Origin of the sequence: Saccharothrix xinjiangensis, assembly GCF_039527585.1 — a bacterium.
GTDB classification, from domain to species: domain Bacteria; phylum Actinomycetota; class Actinomycetes; order Mycobacteriales; family Pseudonocardiaceae; genus Actinosynnema; species Actinosynnema xinjiangensis.
On the sequence record NZ_BAAAKE010000040.1, the window covers coordinates 36,353 to 55,244 of the forward strand.

The following is an 18,892-nucleotide window of genomic DNA, read 5'->3' on the forward strand; positions in this document are numbered from 1 at the left end:
GGGGTCCAGGTGCGCGACGAGCGAGGAAGGCAGGCCACCCCGATGGCAACGTTCGCCCCGGTGCCCACCGACGTGGGCCGGATGTACGACGTCGTGACCGAGCTGTTCACCACGTTGCTCGACGGCAACATCCACGTCGGCTACTGGCACGACGACCAGGACGACACCCCCGTGGCCGAGGCCGCGACGCGGCTGACCGACATGGTCGTCGAGCGGGTCGCCGCCCGGCCCGGCGCGCAGGTGCTGGACGTGGGGTGCGGCACCGGCACCACCTCGCTGCGGCTGGCGGGCGCCACCGGCGCGGCGGTCACCGGCATCTCGATCAGCCGGTCGCAGGTCGCCACCGCCACCGCGCGCGCCGAGGCGGCCGGGCTGGCGGACCGGGCGCGGTTCCGGTACGCCGACGCGATGGCGCTGCCGTTCGGCGCACGGGTGTTCGACGCCGCCATCGCGATCGAGTCCGTGCTGCACATGCCGGACCAGGACCGGGCGTTGCGGGAGGTCGGCTCGGTGCTGCTGCCCGGCGGCAGGCTGGTGATGGCCGACATCATCCAGCTCACCGAGGCGGTCGGCGAGGAGCAGGAGGTGCTGGACAACTTCTGCGCGGTGACGCGGTGCCGGCCCGTGGTCGGGCTGCCCGACAAGCTGGTGCGGGCGGGGTTCCGGGTGGTCGAGTTCACCGACATCGGGCCGCACGTGCTGCGGGCGTTCGCGGAGCTGGCCGAGCGGATGCGCGAGGTGCGCGCCGACTTCGCCGGGCGGATCCCGGCCGGGCACTTCGACCAGCTGGTGGAGCTGATGCGGCGCTTCAGCGACCTGCGGTCGGTCGGCTACGCGCTGGTGGTGGCCGAACAGGGATGAGCGCGCACAGGTGGAGTGCGCCCGGCGCGGGCAGGCACCGCGTGGTGGGCCGGACCTCCTCGGAACCCGCCGCACCTCCGAACCACGCGGCAGACCCCTCACCGGATCCGGTCGGTCAGGGCGTGGTCGGCAGGGACCTGGCCGGCAGGGACCTGATCAGCCGAAGCCTGGTCGGCCAAGGCGTGGCCGGCCGAGACGTGGCCAACCGGAATCCGGTCAGCCGGAATCCGGTCGGCCGGAATCCGGTCGGCCGGGACCTGGTTGGCCGAGAACTGGTCGGCAGGGCCGCGGAGCTGGCGCTCGTCGACTCGGTCCTGACCGCCGGCGCCACCGGTCCGGGCCTGTTGCTGCGCGGCGGTCCGGGAGCGGGCAAGACGGCGCTCCTGCGCGCGGCGGCCGAACGGGCTCGGGTCGCGGGCCACCGGGTGCTGTGGGCGACCGGCGCGCGGGCCGAGCGCGGGTTCGCCTTCTCCGGGCTGCACCAACTGCTCTACCCGGTCCGGCAGGACGTGGAGCGGCTGCCGTCGCCGCGGCGCGAGGTGCTGCGGCGCGTGCTCGCGGACTGCCACCACGCCGACCGGCTGGCCGTCTCGGCGGCCCTGCTGGCGCTGCTGGCCGAACTCGCCTCCGCCGGTCCCGTCCTGGTGGTGCTGGACGACGCGCAGTGGGTCGACCCGTCGAGCGCGGAGGTGCTGGCCTTCGTCGCCCGCAGGCTGCGCGACCGCCCCGACCGGCTCCTGGCGGCCACGGCCGCCGACCAGCCGACCCCGCTCGCCGAGGCCGGGCTGCACGACGGTGAGCTGCCCCCGCTGGACGGGCCCGCGGCACGGGCGCTGCTGGCCGCCCACCACCCGGACCTGGCGCCGCACGTGCGGCGGCGCGTGCTGGACGAGGCGCGCGGCAACCCGCTGGCCCTGCTGGAACTCCCGGCCGCGCTGGCCGAGGAGCAGCGCACGGGCGCCGCGCCGCTGCCCGCTTTCCTGCCGCTGGGCAGGCGGCTGGCCGAGCGGTTCGGGTCGCCGGTGCGGGAGCTGCCGGGGTCGGCCCGCCGGGCGCTGCTGCTGGCCGCGCTGGACGAGGACGCCTCGCTCGCTGCCGTGACCGGGACCTCGGGCACGGCCGCGCGCACCGCGCTGGCCCCCGCGGAGCGGGCGGGTCTGGTCCGGCTCGGCCCGAACCGCGTCACCTTCGCCCACCCGGTGTGCCGCCTGGCGGTGGTGCACCTGGCCTCCGGGGAGCAGCGCCGCCGGGCGCACGCCGCGCTGGCCGGCGCGACCTCCGGCCACGCCCGTGCCCGGCACCTGGGCGAGGCGACCCCGGAACCGGACGACGCCGTGGCCGGCGAGCTGGAGGGCGCGGCCGGGCGGGCGGCGGCGAACGGCCGGCTGACCGCCGCGGCGGTGTCGTGCCTGCGGGCCGCGGAGCTGAGCGAGGACCCGGCCGACCGGGTGCGCCGCCGGGCGCAGGCCGCGTACTGGGCGTGGCAGGGCGGCCGGGTGGGCTGGGCGACCGACCTGGTGCGGCACCGCGTCGCGGGCGACCCGCCGGACCTCGCCGCCGCGGCCGTCGCCGCCTACGTCCTGGCCTTCCGCGACGGCGAGCTCGACGTGGCGCACGACCGGCTGGTGCGCGCGCTGGACGACCCGGGCACCACGCCGCCGGTGCGCGACACGCTGCTGGAGGCGCTGCTGCACGTGTGCTCCACCGCGGCGACGCCCGAGCTGTGGGCGTCGTTCGACGCCGTGCTGAGCCGCCACGGCGGCTCCCGGTCCGCCCAACCGGGGCTGTGCCGCGACGAGCCGCGCGGCAGGCCCGCGCGCGAGCGGCTGGTGGAGCTGCTGGGCGCGCCCGCCGCCGAGCGGGGTGGTGCGCCGCTGCTGCCGCTGGCCCCGGTCGCGATCGCCGCCGACGCGGCGGCGGAGCTGCGCCGGGCGCTGTGCCGCCCCGTCGCGCCCGAACCCGGTGACGGTGGCTTCCCCGCCGCGGTGAGCGATCGGGAGCTGGAGCTGGCGGTGGTGGACTGCACCGCCTCGGGGCTGTGGGACGAGGCGGAGGTGCTGGCGCGCCGGGGGCTGGCGTTCGCGGAGTCGACCGGCCTGAACGTGGTCGGCGCGGTGTTCCGCGCCAGGCTCGCGCTGCTGGCCGCGCTGCGCGGCCGGGACGAGGAGGCGCGGGAGCTGGCCGACCGGGTGCTGCGGTGGGCGACCCCGCGCGGTGTCGGGCAGGCGCTGGCGCTGGCGCGGAGGGCGCTGGCGCTGGCCGCGGTCGGCGCGGGCGACTACGACCGCGCCTACGAGCACGCGTGCCGGATCGGCCCGACCGGCTCCACCGACCCGGCCAACCCAACCAGTCCCAGCAGTCACACAAGCTCCAAGAGCCCTGCTGGTCCTACTAACCCCATTAGTCCCAGCACCACCTGTCAGCTCACCCCGGATGCCGCCGAACTCGTGTTGGACCTGGTGGAGGCGGCCGTGCGCACGGGGCGGACCGAGGAGGCGCGGGCGCACCTGGCCGCGGTGCGCGCGGCGGGGCTGGACCGCGTCTCACCCGGCACCGCGCTGCTCGTCGCGGGTGCGACGGCGGTGGCCGCGCCGGACGAGCGGGCCGATGCGCTGTTCCGCGCGGCGCTGGCGCTGCCCGGCCGGGACCGCCGGCCCTTCGCGCACGCCCGCATCAGGTCGGCCTACGGCCAGTGGCTGCGCCGCACCCGCGCCATCGGCCCGGCCCGGCGGGAGCTGGCCGCGGCGCTGGAGGTGCTGGAGCGGCTGGGCGCGCGGCCGTGGGCGGCTCGGGTCCGCGACGACCTGCGGGCGACCGGGCTGACCCCGGACCGCGCCCCGGATCACGCCCCGGACCGGCCGGCGCGGTTGACCGCGCAGGAGGAGTCCGTCGCGCGGCTGGCCGCGTCCGGCCTGACCAACAAGCAGATCGCGGCCAAGCTCTACCTGTCCGACCGGACGGTGGGCGCGCACTTGTACAAGGTGTTCCCGAAGCTGGGCGTCTCGTCGCGGACCGCGCTCCGCGACGCTCTGGAGGAGGTGGACCGGGTTGGCACAGCAGACTGAGTTCTCGCCGGAGTTGCTGGACTACGTCCGGGCGGTGTCGCTGCGGGAGGACGAGCTCCTGCGCGAGCTCCGCGAGGAGACCGCCCGGTTGCCGATGGGCGAGGCGATGCAGGTGATGGCCGAGGAGGGGCAGTTCCTGGCCGTGCTCGTCGCGTTGACCGGCGCGCGCACGGTGGTGGAGGTGGGCACGTTCACCGGGTACAGCACGCTGTGCCTGGCCCGCGCGCTGCCGGCCGGTGGCCGGGTGGTCACGCTGGACCTCTCCCCGAGGTGGCCCATGATCGCCGAGCCGTTCTGGCGGCGGGCCGGGGTCGCCGACCGGATCGAGGTGCGCATCGGCGACGCGGTGGACTCGCTGACCGCGCTGGCCGCCGAGGCGGACCCGGTGGACCTGGTGTTCGTGGACGCCGACAAGGCCAATTACGTGGCGTACTACGAGAAGTCGTTGGAGCTGTTGCGGCCCGGCGGGCTGCTGGTGCTGGACAACACGGTCTTCTTCGGCCGGGTCCTCGACGAGGGCGCGCGCGACGCGGACACCAGGGCGGTGCGGGAGCTCAACGCCGCCCTGCGCGACGACCAGCGGGTGGACCTGGTGATGCTGCCGTTCGCCGACGGGATCACGCTGGCCCGGAAGCGCTGACCGGGTCGCGCCGGGTGGGGCGCAGGGTCAGGCCCCGCGGGCTGAGCGTCAGGGTCTCCCGGACGCTCAGCCGGTAGCCCGGGTCCGGCGCGAGGTCGTAGCGGCGCAGCAGCAGGCCGAGGACGAGGGTCATCTCGTGCAGGGCGAACTGCCGCCCGATGCACGCCCGCGCGCCCGTGCCGAACGGCTTGAACACGTGCGCCGGGCGGGCGCGCACCGCGGCGGGCGCGAACCGGTCGGGGTCGAACGACTCCGCGTCCGGTCCCCAGACCGGGTCGCGGTGCAGCGCCGGCACCAGCACCATGAACCACTGCCCGGCGCGGACGGGCAGGCCGCCCAGCTCCGTGTCCGCCCGCGCCCGCCGGGCGAAGCCGGGCACCGGCGGGTTCAGCCGCAGCGCCTCGTCCAGCACCTGGCGCACGTACCGCAGCCTGGCCACCTGCTCGAACGCGGGCGGCTCGGGCTCGGCGGGCCACACCGAGTCCACTTCGGACCGGGCGCGGGCCAGCGCGGCGGGGTCGCGGGACAGGTGGTGCAGCGCGAACGCCAGCCCGCTGGAGGTGGTCTCGTGCCCGGCCATCAGGAAGGTGATCACCTGGTGGCGGGTGTTGACGTCGTCCAGCCGGCCCGACTCCAGCATCAGCCCGAGCATGTCGTCGCCGGAACCGGTCCGCGACCGGATCACCTCGTCGACCAGCCGGTGCATGGCCGCGGCGTCGGCGAGGTACCGGCGGCGGGCGCGCCGGCCGAACAGCGCGGTCGCCGCGGCGGGCAGGGTGGTGCTGCGCTGGGAGTACCGCAGGCCGCGCAGCATCGCGGTGACGAACGGGTGCGCCTCGGGGCGGGAGAACGACCCGAACGAGTAGCCGAACCCGGTGCGGCCGATGGTCTCCAGCGCCAGCCGGGTCATGTCGGCGGGCACGTCCACCGGTCCGCCGGCGCGGTCCCACCGGTCCAGCAGCTGCCCGGCCACCTCCAGCATGGTGCCGTGGTAGCGGCGCAGCGCGCCCTGGCTGAACGCGGGCACGAGCACGTCGTGGGCGACCCGCCAACCGGGCTCGTGCTCGTGCGCGGTGAACAGGCCGTCGCCCAGCATCCCCCGCATCGCCTCGACGCCCGGCGGCACGTGCTTGGTGAACCGGGTCTCGTCGGCCAGCTCGGCGACCAGCTCCGCGCCGCAGACGAACGCGAAGCGCCGGTCGAAGGCCTTGAGCTCGAACACCGGCCCGAGCCGCCGGGACAGCCGCACCGCGTCCTGGACGGGGGTGCGGGCCGACACGCGCAGCACGTCGCCCAGCAACGGCAGGCGCAGCGGCGGGTGCGGGATCACCACTGCTCCACCCGCGGCGCGGAGAGGTCCTCGGCGACCAGGTGCACGTAGTCGGGCGCCTCTCGGGGCCCCGGCTCCACGTGGAGCCGCACGACGTCGGGTTCGGCGGGTTCTGCCGGCGCCGCCAGGCACGCGCAGGGCTCGTCGTCCAAGCCCGCGAACCGGTAGGCGACGTCCATCATGCGGTTGCGCCCGGTGGGCCGGAAGTCCGCGGCCAGGTGCGCGCCCGCGCGGTGGGCCTGGTCGACGAGCCAGTTGAGGATGACCGCGCCCGCGCCGAAGGAGACCACCCGGCAGGAGGTGGCCAGCAGCTTGAGGTGCCACACGTCGGGGTGGCGGGCCAGCAGCACCACGCCCACCGCGCCGTGCGGGCCGAACCGGTCGGCGAGCGTCACCACCAGCACCTCGTGGGCCGGGTCGTCGCACATGTCGCGCAGCACGGCGTCCGGGTAGTGCACGCCGGTCGCGTTCATCTGGCTGGTGCGCAGGGTCAGCTCCTCGACGCGGGCCAGCTCGGCCTCGTCGGCCCGGCCGATCCGCATCACCAGCTCCAGCGAGCGCAGGAACTCCCCGTCCGGACCCGAGAACCGCTCCCGGGCCGCGGCGCGACGGGAGTTCGCCTGGTACATCTGCCTGCGGCGGCGCGAGTCCGCGGTGACCGACGCCGGGGTGAACTCGGGCAGGTCCGGCAGGGTGGGCACCTGGTCGTGGGTGTAGCAGCGGACCTCGGGCAGGTGGAAGGCCACCTCGGCGCGCTCGGCGGGCTGGTCGTCGACGAACGCGATCGCGGTGTGGGCGAACCCGAGCCCGTCGGCGATCGCCCGCACCGACTCCGACTTGGCGCCCCAGCCGATCGCGGGCAGCACGAAGTACTCCGCGAGGCCGAGCCGCTCCAGCTGCCGCCAGGCCAGGTCGTGGTCGTTGCGGCTGGCCACCGACTGGAGGATGCCGCGCTCGTCCAGCGCGGTGATCACCGCGCGGACCTCGTCGGGCAGCACCACCTCGCCGTCCTCCAGCAGGGTGCCCCGCCACAGCGTGTTGTCCAGGTCCCACACGAGGCACTTCACCGGTGCCGGGCCGTCGGCCATGAGTCCTCCCGCGCCTTGGTCTTCACGCCGTCATCGCGCTTTCGTCATCGCGCCCGCGTCACCGCGTGCTCGTCACCGCGCGCTGGTCATCGCGTGCTGGGCGAGCAGCACCTGGCAGACCTCGGTGGTGCCCTCGATGATCTCCATGAGCTTGGCGTCGCGGTACGCCCGCGCCACCACCGTGCCGTCCTGCGACCCCCGCGACGCCAGCAGCTGCACCGCCGACGCCGCGCCCGCGGCGGCCTGGCCCGCGCCGACGTGCTTGGCCAGCACGGCGGCGGTGACCACGTCCGGCGCGCCCGCGTCCCACCGCCGGGAGGCGTGCTCGCACGCCCTGGTCGCCACCTGCTCGGCGACGTACAGCTCGGCCACCCGCCGGGCGACGAGCTGGTGGTCGATCAGCGGCCGGCCGAACTGGCGCCGCTCGGCGACGTGCGCGGTCGCCGCGCGCAGGCAGGCCCGCAGGATGCCCGCGCAGCCCCACGCCACCGACATCCGCCCGTAGGACAGGGCCGTGGTGACGACCAGCGGCAGCGGCTGCCCCCCGCCGCCCAGCACCGCGTCGGCGGGCACCCGCACCGCGTCCAACCGCACCCCGGCGTGGCCCGCGGCCCGGCAGCCCACCGGGTTCGGCACGCGCTCCACGTGGACGCCGGGCGCCGAGCGGGGCACCACGACCACGGCCGCGTCGTCGCCGTCCCGGGCGACCACCAGGATCAGGTCGGCGTAGTGCGCGGCGGTGACCCACACCTTCTCGCCGGTCAGCACGACCTCGTCGCCGGCGCGCTCGACGCGCGCGCCGATCGCGGACAGGTCGCTGCCCGCGTCGGGCTCGCTGAACGCGACCGCGGCCAGCCGGCCGGAGGTGAGCAGCGGCAGGAGGGCGCGCTGCTGGTCCCGGTCGCCCAGCCGCCGCACCGCCCAGGCGGCCATGCCGTGGGAGGTCATGACGCTGCGGACCGAGCTGCACAGGCTGCCGGCGCGCGCGGTCAGCTCGCCGCCGTCCAGGCTGCTCAGCCCGAGCCCGCCGTGCTCCGGCCCGACCTGCCCGCACAGCACGCCCGCGGCGCCCAGCTCGCGCAGCACCGGTTCGGGCAGCTCGCCCGCCAGGTCCCACCCGTCGGCCCGCTCGCCGACCAGGTCCTCGACCAGCGCCGCCGCGGCGGCGAGCCGGTCAGCCACCGCCCGCCACGTCCTGCAACCGGTGCACCAGAGCGGACATCGAGCGCACGCTGCGGAAGTTGTCCAGCCTCAGGTCGCGCCCCACGACGGCGATGCCGAAGGACTGCTCCAGGTGCACCACCAGCTCCATCGCGAACAGGGAGCTGACCAGGCCGGAGCCGAACAGGTCCTGGGCGGGGTCGACCTCGGTCTTGAGCCGGGTCCGCAGGAACTCCAGCAGCGCCTGCTCGACCGGTTCGGCGGTCGCGGGCTGGTCCGCCACCACCACGGCTTGGCTCTCGTCGTTCACCGGTGTGCCTCCCTCATGACCTGCTCTCCCCGTAGTCGTAGAACCCCCGGCCGGACTTGCGGCCCAGGTGCCCCTGGCGCACCTTCTCCAGCAGCGCCTCACCGGGGCGGTAGGACTCCACGCCGGTCCGCTCGTGCAGCGCGGCCAGCGAGTCGACCAGGTTGTCCAGGCCGATCAGGTCGGCGGTGCGCAGCGGGCCGGTGCGGTGCCCCAGGCAGCCCCGCATCAGGTCGTCGACCTGCTCGGCGGTGGCCACGCCCTCGCCGACGAGCCGGGCGGCGTCGTTGAGCAGCGGGTGCAGCAGCCTGCTGGTGACGAAGCCCGGCGAGTCGCGCACCACGACCGCGCGCCGGCCCAGCGAGCCGAGCAGGGCTTCCAGCCGCGCCACCGCGTCGTCGGCGGTCCGGGGACCGCGGACGACCTCGACCAGGTCGATCAGGTAGGCGGGGTTCATGAAGTGCGCGCCCACCAGCTCGCCCGGCCGGGGCACGGCGTCGGCCAGCACGTCGACCGGGATGCCGGAGGTGTTGGTGATCAGGGGCGTGCCGGGGTCGACCACGTCGGCCACCGCGCCCAGCGCCCCGACCTTGGCGTCCAGCCGCTCGGTGACCGCCTCCACGACGGCCACCGCGCCCGCCGCGTCGCGCACCGACGTGGTGGTCACCACCTCGCCGGGCGCGCGGTCGGCCGGCGCCGCGCCCATGAGCGCGGCGTGCCGCAACTGGTGCGCCACCTCGGTCCGGGCGCGGTCCAGCGCGGCCCGGTCGACGTCCACCAGCACGACCGGCAGGCCGTGCGCGAGCGCGGTGGTGGTGATGCCGACGCCCATCACCCCGGCCCCCAGCACTGCGAGGTGCTTGCCCGAACGAGTCGTCACCGGTGCGCGCCTCCGTCGTCGTGCCAACGCTGCCGAACACCGCAGAACGGTAGGACGCCGACGCGGGGGCGGGCATCAGTAAGTTGACTTAGCGTTGCCCCGGGCGCGGTTCCGGCTCCCCACCGCCGCGTTTTCCCGGTGGTTAGGTCGAATTGCTGAAGATCCCGCCGTCGTGTCCTTGGTAGACCTGGCCACCGGGTCGAGCGGAAGGGCGCCGATGGCTGACGACGACAGGGTCCTGGAGTACCTCAAGCGGGTCACCGCCGAGCTGGGGCGGACCACCGAGCGCCTGCGCGAGGTCGAGGACCGGGCTCGCGAACCGATCGCCGTCGTCGGGATGAGCTGCCGCTTCCCCGGCGGCGTCGACTCGCCCGAGCGGCTGTGGCGGCTGGTGGCCGAGGGCCGCGACGCCGTGGCCGGTTTCCCCGACGACCGCGGCTGGCCCGCCGACCTGTACCACCCCGAGCCCGGCACGCCCGGCCGGACCTACGTGCGCGAGGGCGCTTTCCTGGCCGGGGCGGCGGAGTTCGACGCCGAACTGTTCGGCATCGCGCCGCGCGAGGCGCAGGCGATGGACCCGCAGCACCGGCTGCTGCTGGAGCTGGCGTGGGAGCTGTTCGAGCACGCCGGGGTGGACCCGACCTCGTTGCGGGACAGCCGCACCGGCGTGTTCGCGGGCGTCAGCGGCTCGGACTACGCCCGCACGGTGGTCGACCTGCCGCCGGGGCTGGAGGGCCACCTGATCACCGGCACGTCCGGCAGCGTGGCGTCCGGGCGCGTGGCCTACACCTTCGGCCTGCGCGGCCCGGCGGTCACCGTGGACACCGCCTGCTCCTCCTCGCTGGTGGCGCTGCACCTGGCGGCGCGGTCGCTGCGGGCCGGGGAGTGCGACCTGGCCGTGGCGGGCGGGGTCTCGGTGATGGCGACGCCCGCCACGTTCATCGGGTTCGCCGGGCAGCGCGGGCTGGCGCCGGACGGCCGGTGCAAGTCCTTCGCCGCGGCGGCGGACGGCACCGGGTGGGGCGAGGGCGTCGGGTTGCTGCTGGTGCAGCGGCTGTCCGACGCGGTGCGCGACGGGCGACGGGTGCTGGCGGTGCTGCGCGGGTCCGCGGTCAACTCCGACGGCGCGTCCAACGGGCTCACCGCGCCCAACGCGGCCGCGCAGCGGCAGGTGATCGCCGAGGCCCTGGACGCGGCCGGGCTGACCGCCGCCGAGGTGGACGCGGTGGAGGGGCACGGCACCGGCACCCGACTCGGCGACCCCGTCGAAGCCGAAGCACTACTCGCCACCTACGGCCGCGACCGACCCTCAGACCGACCACTCTGGCTCGGCTCCCTCAAATCCAACATCGGACACACCCAAGCAGCCGCCGGCGTCGCCGGAGTGATCAAGATGATCACCGCCCTGCACCACGGCGTGCTCCCCCGCACCCTGCACGTGGACCGGCCGAGCGACCAGGTGGACTGGTCGACGGGCGCGGTGCGGCTGCTGGACGAGCAACGGCCGTGGCCGCGCGCGGAGGGGCGGCTCCGGCGGGCGGGCGTGTCGTCGTTCGGCGTGAGCGGCACCAACGCGCACGTCGTCCTGGAGGAGTTCCCCGCCGAACCCGCCGCCGGTGCCACCGAGCCCTCGGCGACCGCCACACCCGAGGGGATCGCCACACCTGCCGAGCCCGCCACGTCCACCACAGCTGCCACACCCGCCGAGCCCGCCGGGCCGCGAGGCGCCGCCGGACCGTGGGTGCTGTCCGCGCACAGCGGGCCGGCCCTGCGCGCCGCGGCCGAGCGGCTGCGCGCGCACGTCCTCGACACCGATCCGCACCCGGTCGACGTCGGCTGGTCGCTCGCCGCCGGCCGGGCGGTGCTGGAGCACCGCGCCGTCGTGTTCGGCCGGGACCGGCAGGAGCTGCTGACCGGGCTGGCCGCGCTCGCCGACGGGCACGACGCCGGACCGGGCCTGGTGTCGGGCCGCGCCGCGCGGCGGTCCCGGCCGGTGCTGCTGTTCTCCGGCCAGGGCACGGAGTGGGCGGGGATGTGCCGCGACCTGCTGGCCGACTCCCCCGTGTTCGCCCGGCGGATGGCCGAGTGCGCGGAGGCCGTGGAGCGGCACGTGGACTGGTCGCTGCTGGACGTGGTGCGCGGCGCGGCCGGCGCGCCGGGCCTGGACCGGGTGGACGTCCTCCAGCCCGTGCTGTTCTCGATCATGGTGTCGCTGGCGGAGCTGTGGCGGTCGCACGGGGTCGTCCCGGCGGCCGTGGTGGGGCACTCGCAGGGCGAGGTCGCCGCGGCGTGCGTGGCGGGCGCGCTGGCGCTGGAGGACGCGGCGCGGGTGGTCGTGGTGCGCGCCAGGGCGTTGCGCGGGCTGCGCGGGCGCGGCGCGATGCTGTCCGTGGTCTCGCCGCCCGCCCAGGTCGCCGAGCTGGTGTCGCGGTGGCCGGGGCGGCTGTGGGTGGCCGCGGTGAACGGACCGGCCTCGATCACCGTCTCCGGCGACGAGGACGCCCTCGTCGAGCTCGAACGCGAGCTGGCCCGCGGCGGCGTGCTGCGCTGGCGCGTGCCGGGCGTGGACTTCGCCGCGCACTCCGGCCACGTGGACGCGATCCGGGACGAGGTGCTCGCCGGGCTGGCGGGCATCCGACCGCGGGCCGCGCGCGTGCCGTTCTGCTCCACGGTCACCGGCGGCCCGGTCGACACCGCGGGGCTCGACCCCGACTACTGGTACCGCAACCTGCGCGAGCCGGTGGCGCTCGACACCGCCGTGGCCGCGCTGCTGGGGGCGGGGCACGGCCTGTTCGTCGAGGTCAGCCCGCAACCGGTGCTGACGCTGGGCGTCCAGGACGCCATCGACGCCTCCGGTCGCGACGCCGCCGTGATCGGCACCCTGCGCCGCGGCGACGACCTCGACCGGTTCCGGTCCGCGCTCGCCGAGGCGTGGGTGCGCGGCGCGGAGGTGGACTGGCGGCCCGCCCTGCCCGGCGGGCGCGCCGCGGACCTGCCGACCTACCCGTTCCAGCGGCAGCGGTTCTGGCTGGACGCGCCGCCGCACGAGCGCGCGGCGGCCGAGGACGGCGCGTTCTGGGAGCCGGTGGGGCGCGGCGACCTGCCCGCGGTGACCGGGATGCTCGGCGTGGACGGCGACACCCCGCTGCGCGAGCTGCTGCCCGCGCTCGCGTCCTGGCGCGACCGGAACCGTGATGAATCCACAGTGGACTCCTGGGTGCACCGGGTGGTGTGGCGCCCGCTGCGGGACGCGACCCCGACCGCCCTGCTGGGCACCTGGCTGGTCCTCGTCCCGGCCGACCACGAGCACGACGGGCACGTCCGCGCGGTCGTCGACCGGCTGCGCGGGTCCGGCGCCCACGTCCGACCGGTGCCGCTGACCGCGGGCGACGCCGAGGACGGGCGGGTCGCCGGGCACCTGCGCGCCGCGCTGCGCGACGCGCCCACGGCGGTCGGCGTGCTGTCCCTGCTCGCCGCGGACGAACGGCCGCACCCCGGGCACCCCGCCGTGCCCACCGGGCTCGCGCTGACCGCGGCCGCGGTGCGGGCCCTGGCCGAAACCGACCTGGCGGCGCGGCTGTGGTGCGTCACCCGGGGCGCGGTCACCGAGCCGGCCGGCCCGGTGGGTCCGACGAGCCCCGCAAGCCCCTCCAGCACAGCGAGCCCGGCAAGTCCCGCCGGCCCCGCCAACCCGGCCGGCCCGACAAGCCCGGTGCAGGCCCAGATCTGGGGCCTGGGCCGCGCGGTCGCACTGGAGCACCCCCACCTCTGGGGCGGTCTGGTCGACCTGCCGCGCGACGACGACCCCGCCGCGCTGGAGTGGCTGCCGGCGGCGCTGTCCGGGTCGGACGAGGACCAGGTCGCCCTCCGCGCCCCCGGCCCGCTGGTCCGCCGGGTGACCGCCTCGCCGCCGCCGCGCGCGGGCTCGCCGTGGCGACCGAGCGGCACCGTGCTGGTCACCGGCGGCACCGGGGCGCTGGGCGGCCAGGTCGCCCGGTGGGCGGCGGAACGCGGCGCCGAGCACCTGGTGCTGGTCAGCCGCACCGGCTCCGACGTGGCCGGCGCGCAGGACCTGGTCGCGGACCTCACCGCGCTGGGCGCGCGGGTCACCGTCGAGGCGTGCGACGTGGCCGACCGGGACGCGCTGGCCGCCGTGCTGGCCCGGATCCCCGAGGAGCAGCCGCTGCGGGCCGTGGTGCACGCGGCCGGCGTCGGCAGGCTCGCCCCCGTCGCGGACAGCTCCACGGCCGGGTTCGCCGAGGTCCTGTCGGGCAAGGTGGCGGGCGCGGACCACCTGGACGCGCTGCTGGGCGACACCCAGCTGGACGCCTTCGTGCTGTTCGCCTCGATCTCCGGGGTGTGGGGCAGCGCGGGCCACGGCGCCTACGGCGCGGCGAACGCCCACCTCGACGCCCTGGCCCGGGACCGGGTGGCGCGCGGCCTGCCCGCCACGTCGATCGCCTGGGGCGGGTGGGGCGAGGCCGGGATGGCCGACGGCGTGCGGGAGGAGCTGGCCAGGCACGGGGTGCGCGCCATGCCGCCCGGGTCGGCGCTGGCCGCCCTGCACCGGGTGGTCGGGCAGGGCGGGCCCGACCCGATCGTGGCCGATGTGGACTGGCCGCTGTTCGTGCCCGCGTTCACCGCGGCCCGGCCGACCCGGCTGTTCGCCGAACTTGCGCCCGCCGACGGCGCGGAGCAGCCGGTCGAGGACGGCGCGGCGGAGCTGCGCGCGCACCTGGCCGGGCAGCCCGCGGCGCGGCAGGAGCAGGCGCTGCTCGACCTGGTCCGCGAGCGGGCGGCCGGGGTGCTGCGCCACGCCGACGCCGGTGGCGTGGTCACCGACCGGACCTTCCGCGAGCTCGGGTTCGACTCGCTGATGACCGTCGAGCTGCGCAACCGGCTCAACGCCGCCACCGGGCTGCGCCTGCCCACCACGCTGGTCTACGACCACCCGACGCCGCAGCTGCTCGCCCGCCACCTGCGCGCCGAGCTGCTGCCGCGCGCGGAGGACGAGCCGTCCGTGACCGACCGGCTGGACGGGTTGGCGGGCGCCCTGGCGGGCGCGGCGGTCGACGAGGCCGAGCACGCCCGGGTCACCGCCCGGCTGACCGACCTGCTGGCGCGCTGGCAGGCGACCGGGCGGGCGGGCGCGAACGCGATCCCGTCGCTGGCCGAGGCCGCCGACGACGAGGTGTTCAGCTACCTGAGCCAGGAGTTCGGGATCTCCTGAGCGCCGCCCGCGGAGGGGGAAGCACGTGTCGAACGAGGACAAGCTGCGGCACTTCCTGAAGGAGACCGCCGCCGAACTGGCCCGCACCAGGCAGCGCCTGGTCGAGCTGGAGCGGCGCGCCGCCGAACCGGTGGCCGTGGTGAGCGCGGCCTGCCGGTTCCCCGGCGGGGTCGCCACCCCGGAGCAGCTGTGGCGGCTGGTCGACGACGGGGTGGACGCCATCACCCCGTTCCCGGTCGACCGCGGCTGGCGGCTGACCGGCTGCGGCGCCACCGAGGGCGGGTTCCTGCACGACGCGGGCGATTTCGACGCGGAGTTCTTCGGCGTCCCACCGCGCGAGGCCCTGGCCATGGACCCCCAGCAGCGCCTGGTGCTGGAGCTGGCGTGGGAGGCGTTCGAGCGCGCGGGCATCGACCCGACGGCCCTGGGCGGCAGCCGCACCGACGTGCTGGTCGGCGCCACCGCCACCGGCTACACGGCGGGCATCGTGCACGGCGGCGAGGAGACCGCGGGCTACGCCGTGACCGGCAGCTCGATGGCGCTGGTGTCCGGCCGCGTCTCCTACGCCCTGGGGCTGACGGGCTCGGCGGTCACCGTCGACACGGCCTGCTCGTCCTCCCTGGTGGCGCTGCACCAGGCCACGAGGTCGCTGCGCGCCGGCGAGTGCGACCTGGCGCTGGTCGGCGGGGTCACCGTGATGGCGACCCCGGCCGCGTTCGTCGAGTTCTCCCGGCAGGGCGGCCTCGCCCCGGACGGCCGCTGCAAGGCGTTCGCCGAGACCGCCGACGGCACCGGCTGGAGCGAGGGCGCGGGGCTGGTGCTGCTGGAACGGCTGTCCGACGCCCGGCGGCTCGGGCACCCGGTGCTGGCCGTGGTGCGGGGCAGCGCGACCAACCAGGACGGCCGCTCCAACGGCGTGTCGGCGCCCAACGGCCTCGCCCAGCGCGCGGTCATCCGGCAGGCGCTGGCCGACGCCGGGCTCGGTCCCGCCGACGTCGACGCCGTCGAGGCGCACGGCACCGGCACCGCGCTGGGCGACCCCATCGAGGCGGAGGCGCTGCTGGCCACCTACGGGGCGGCCCGCCGCGACCGGCCGCTGCTCCTGGGGTCGCTGAAGTCCAACATCGGCCACACCCAGGCCGCGGCGGGCGTGGCCGGGGTGATCAAGGCGGTGCTGGCGCTGCGGGAGGGCACGCTGCCGCGGACCCTGCACGCCGAGCGGCCCACGTCCCACGTGGACTGGTCGGGTGGCGGCGTCGCGCTGCTGCACGAGTCGACGGCGTGGCCGGAGACCGGCCGCCCGCGCCGGATCGCGGTGTCGTCGTTCGGCATCAGCGGCACCAACGCGCACGTCGTCCTGGAACAGGCGCCGCCGCCCGAGGGCCGGCCCGCCGGCCCGGCCCCGGAGCGGCTGCTGTGGTCGCTGTCGGCCAAGGGCGCCGCGGCGCTGCGGGCACAGGCGGAGGCGCTGCGCGCGCACGTCGTCGAGCGCCCCGGGCTGGACGTCGCGGCGGTGGCCGGGGCGCTGGCCACCGGGCGCGCCGCGTTCGACCACCGGGCCGTGGTCCTCGGCGGCGGGCGGGAGGACCTGCTGGCGGGCCTGGACTCCCTCGCGCGGGGACTGGACTCGCCCGGCGTGGTCACCGGGGAGGTCCGGCGAGGCCGGACGGCGGTGCTGTTCACCGGGCAGGGCGCGCAGCGGCCGGGCATGGGGTCTGGCCTGAGGGCCGCGTTCCCGGTGTTCGCCGAGGCGTTCGACGAGCTGTGCGCGGGGTTCGACGGGCTGCTGCCCGTGCCGCTGGCGGAGGTGCTGTCCGCCGAACCGGGCAGCCCGTCGGCCGCGCTGCTCGACCTGACCGGCTTCGCCCAGCCCGCCCTGTTCGCGTTCGAGGTCGCCCTCCACCGGCTGTGGGAGTCCTTCGGCCTGGTCCCGGACTTCGTGGCGGGCCACTCCCTGGGCGAGGTCACCGCCGCGCACGTGGCCGGGGTGCTCTCCGCGCGGGACGCCGTCGCGCTGGTCGCCGCGCGCGGCGCGTTGATGCAGGACCTGCCGGCGGGCGGGGCGATGACGTCCGTGCGCGCGCCCGAGCACGAGGTGCGCACCGTCCTGGCCGGGCTGGACCGGCCGGTGGACGTCGCGGCGGTCAACGGCCCCGCCTCCGTCGTGGTGTCGGGCGCGGCGGGCGCCGTCGCGGCGGCCGAGGCCGCGTTCACCGCGCTGGGCCGCAAGACCTCCCGGCTGCGCGTCTCGCACGCCTTCCACTCGGCTCTGGTGGAGCCCGTGCTCGACGGGCTCGGCGAGGTGCTGTCCGGGTTGTCCTTCCGGCCGCCCTCGATCCCGCTGGTCTCGGCCACCACCGGTCGCCTCGCCTCGCCCGGCGAGCTGTCCGGGCCGGGTCACTGGCTGGACAACGCGCGCCGCGCGGTCCGGTTCGCCGACGCGGTCCGCGCGCTGGACGCGGCGGGGGTGACGACCTACCTGGAGGTGGGACCCGGCGCGGTGCTCGCCCCGATGGCGCAGGAGTGCGCGGCGGCGCCGGGTCGTGGCGCCTTCGTCGCCTCGCAGCAGCACGACCGCGACGAGCGGGAGGCGTTCACCCGGGCCCTGGCCGACCTGGTCGCGCACGGCGGGCCGGTGGACCGGTCGGCCCTGGCGCCGGGCGCCGCGGGCGCCGTCGACCTGCCCACCTACGCCTTCCAGCGCAGGCGGTACTGGCTGAACTCCGTGCTCGGCTACGGCCCGCCCGCCGGGCGCGCCGCGGACGACTGGTTCCTCGGCGTGCGGTGGGCCGCGATGTCCGTCGCGGACGCGCCGCCGCTGACCGGGACGTGGCTGCTCGCCGTGCCCGAGGGCGACCCGTGCGACGAGGTGGCCAAGGCCCTGGCCGGCCGCGGCGCGGACGTGCTGGTGCTGCCGGTGGCCGGCACGGGCGCGCCCGAGGTGCCCGAGGGCGTCACCGGCGTCGTCAGCCTCCTGAGCCGCGCGGGCGGCGACCTGGCCGGAGCGCCCACCGGCGTGACCGCCACGCTCGCGCTCGCCAGGGCGCTGGTGGACCACGACCGGGCCGTGCCGCTGTGGGTGGTGACCTCGGCCGCCGCCTCGACCCGCGGCGAGGCCGCGACCGACGTGGTGGGCGCGGCCGTGGCCGGCCTGGCCCGCGTGGTCGGGCTGGAGCACCCCGACCGGTGGGGCGGCCTGGTCGACCTGCCCGGCGCGCCGGGCGACGACGACCTGGCGGCGCTGGCCGCGGTGCTGGCGCTGGACGCGGGCGAGGACCAGGTGGTGATCCGGGCCGGCGCGCCGTCCGCCCGCCGCCTCGTCCGCGCCGCACCCCCCGGCGGGCGGGCGCCGTGGCGTCCGCGCGGCACCGCGCTCGTCACCGGCGGCACCGGCGGGCTCGCCGGGCACGTCGCCCGGTGGCTGGCGGAGGACGGCGCGGAGCACCTGGTGCTGGTGAGCCGGCGCGGTCCGGGAGCACCGGGCGCGGCGGCGCTGCGCGCGGACCTCGCCGCGCTCGGCGCGCGGGTCGACGTGGTGGCGGGCGACGCCGCCGACCGGGAGGGCATGGCGGCGCTGCTCGCCGGCTTGCGGGCCGCGGGCCGCCCGGTGCGCGCGGTCGTGCACGCGGCCGGCGTCGCGCAGTCGGGCACGCCGGTCGCCCGGACGGACCCCGGCGACCTCGCCGACCTCCTGCGGGGCAAGGCCGCGGGCGCGGTCGTGCTCGACGAGCTGACCGCGGGCGACGACCTGGACGCCTTCGTGCTGTTCTCCTCGGCGGCCGGGGTGTGGGGCAGCGGCGGGCAGGCCGGGTACTGCGCCGCCAACGCGGCGCTCGACGCGGTCGCCCACGACCGGCACGCCCGCGGCCTGCCCGCCACCTCGATCGCCTGGGGCGTGTGGGCCGGGGCCGGCATGGGCGCGGTGGCGGGCGAGGAGCACCACCGCCGCGTCGGACTGCGCCCGATGGACCCCGAGGTCGCCCTGAGCGCGCTGCGCGCGGCCGTGGACGGCGGTGAGCCCTGCACGACGGTCGCCGACGTCGACTGGGCGCGCTTCGCCGAGGGCTACACCGCCGCCCGGCCACGACCCCTGATCGGGGAACTGGCGCCCCGGCAGGCTCCCGTCGAGGCGCCCGCCCGCGTCCCCCTGGCCGGGTTGCCGGCCGGGGAGCGGTCGGCGGCGCTGGTGGAGGTGGTCCGGGTGGAGGTGGCCGCCGAACTGGGGTACGCCTCCCCGGAGGAGGTCGACGCGAACCGGCCGCTGCGCGAGTTCGGCTTCGACTCGCTCGGCGCGGTCGGCCTGCGCAACCGGCTCGCCCGCGCCACCGGG

The 18,892-nt window shown here is 77.2% G+C and carries 9 protein-coding genes and 1 pseudogene; 5 read left to right on the forward strand and 5 right to left on the reverse strand.

Translation table 11 applies throughout. The annotated features are described in order from the left end of the window. Nucleotides 1–42: 42 nt before the first annotated feature. The 3 genes from ABD223_RS40385 (at nucleotide 43) to ABD223_RS40395 (ending at nucleotide 4,566) form a co-directional block, all read left to right on the forward strand. Nucleotides 43–861: an SAM-dependent methyltransferase gene (locus ABD223_RS40385; RefSeq protein ID WP_344043062.1), complete on the forward strand. Its 819-nt coding sequence runs from the start codon at nucleotides 43–45 to the stop codon at nucleotides 859–861. A 122-nt stretch (nucleotides 862–983) separates the two neighbouring features. Next, nucleotides 984–3,926: an AAA family ATPase gene (locus ABD223_RS40390; RefSeq protein ID WP_344043064.1), complete on the forward strand. Its 2,943-nt coding sequence runs from the start codon at nucleotides 984–986 to the stop codon at nucleotides 3,924–3,926. Next, entirely contained in the window at nucleotides 3,910–4,566 is a 657-nt protein-coding gene (locus ABD223_RS40395; protein ID WP_344043066.1) for an O-methyltransferase, read from the forward strand. The genes ABD223_RS40390 and ABD223_RS40395 overlap by 17 nt, the downstream gene beginning before the upstream one ends. On the opposite strand, the gene ABD223_RS40400 is transcribed toward ABD223_RS40395, so the two are convergent. The 5 genes from ABD223_RS40400 to ABD223_RS40420 all read right to left on the reverse strand — a co-directional run bounded on the left by ABD223_RS40400 (nucleotide 4,544) and on the right by ABD223_RS40420 (nucleotide 9,332). Then, nucleotides 4,544–5,896: a cytochrome P450 gene (locus ABD223_RS40400; protein ID WP_344043068.1), complete on the reverse strand. Its 1,353-nt coding sequence runs from the start codon at nucleotides 5,894–5,896 to the stop codon at nucleotides 4,544–4,546. The genes ABD223_RS40395 and ABD223_RS40400 overlap by 23 nt on opposite strands. Next, nucleotides 5,893–6,984 carry an HAD-IIIC family phosphatase gene (locus tag ABD223_RS40405; protein WP_344043070.1) on the reverse strand — a complete coding sequence of 364 codons (1,092 nt, stop codon included), beginning with the start codon at nucleotides 6,982–6,984 and terminating at the stop codon, nucleotides 5,893–5,895. Before ABD223_RS40405 ends, ABD223_RS40400 begins: the two co-directional genes overlap by 4 nt. Before the next feature lie 72 nt (nucleotides 6,985–7,056). Further along, the gene (locus tag ABD223_RS40410) at nucleotides 7,057–8,166 is read right to left on the reverse strand and encodes an acyl-CoA dehydrogenase family protein (RefSeq protein WP_344043072.1); all 1,110 of its coding nucleotides are present in this window, start codon (nucleotides 8,164–8,166) and stop codon (nucleotides 7,057–7,059) included. Beyond that, nucleotides 8,159–8,455 carry an acyl carrier protein gene (locus tag ABD223_RS40415; RefSeq protein WP_344043074.1) on the reverse strand — a complete coding sequence of 99 codons (297 nt, stop codon included), beginning with the start codon at nucleotides 8,453–8,455 and terminating at the stop codon, nucleotides 8,159–8,161. Before ABD223_RS40415 ends, ABD223_RS40410 begins: the two co-directional genes overlap by 8 nt. A gap of 13 nt (nucleotides 8,456–8,468) precedes the next feature. Beyond that, complete coding sequence (locus ABD223_RS40420) at nucleotides 8,469–9,332, reverse strand: 3-hydroxyacyl-CoA dehydrogenase family protein (protein ID WP_344043076.1); 864 nt, start codon at nucleotides 9,330–9,332, stop codon at nucleotides 8,469–8,471. A gap of 172 nt (nucleotides 9,333–9,504) precedes the next feature. On the opposite strand from ABD223_RS40420, the gene ABD223_RS40425 reads away from it, so the two are divergent. Together ABD223_RS40425 and ABD223_RS40430 are read left to right on the forward strand one after the other, a co-directional pair. Continuing rightward, nucleotides 9,505–14,562 carry a type I polyketide synthase gene (locus ABD223_RS40425; RefSeq protein WP_417750551.1) on the forward strand — a complete coding sequence of 1,686 codons (5,058 nt, stop codon included), beginning with the start codon at nucleotides 9,505–9,507 and terminating at the stop codon, nucleotides 14,560–14,562. A gap of 28 nt (nucleotides 14,563–14,590) precedes the next feature. Then, nucleotides 14,591–18,892: pseudogene (locus ABD223_RS40430) on the forward strand (SDR family NAD(P)-dependent oxidoreductase); the annotation flags it as partial.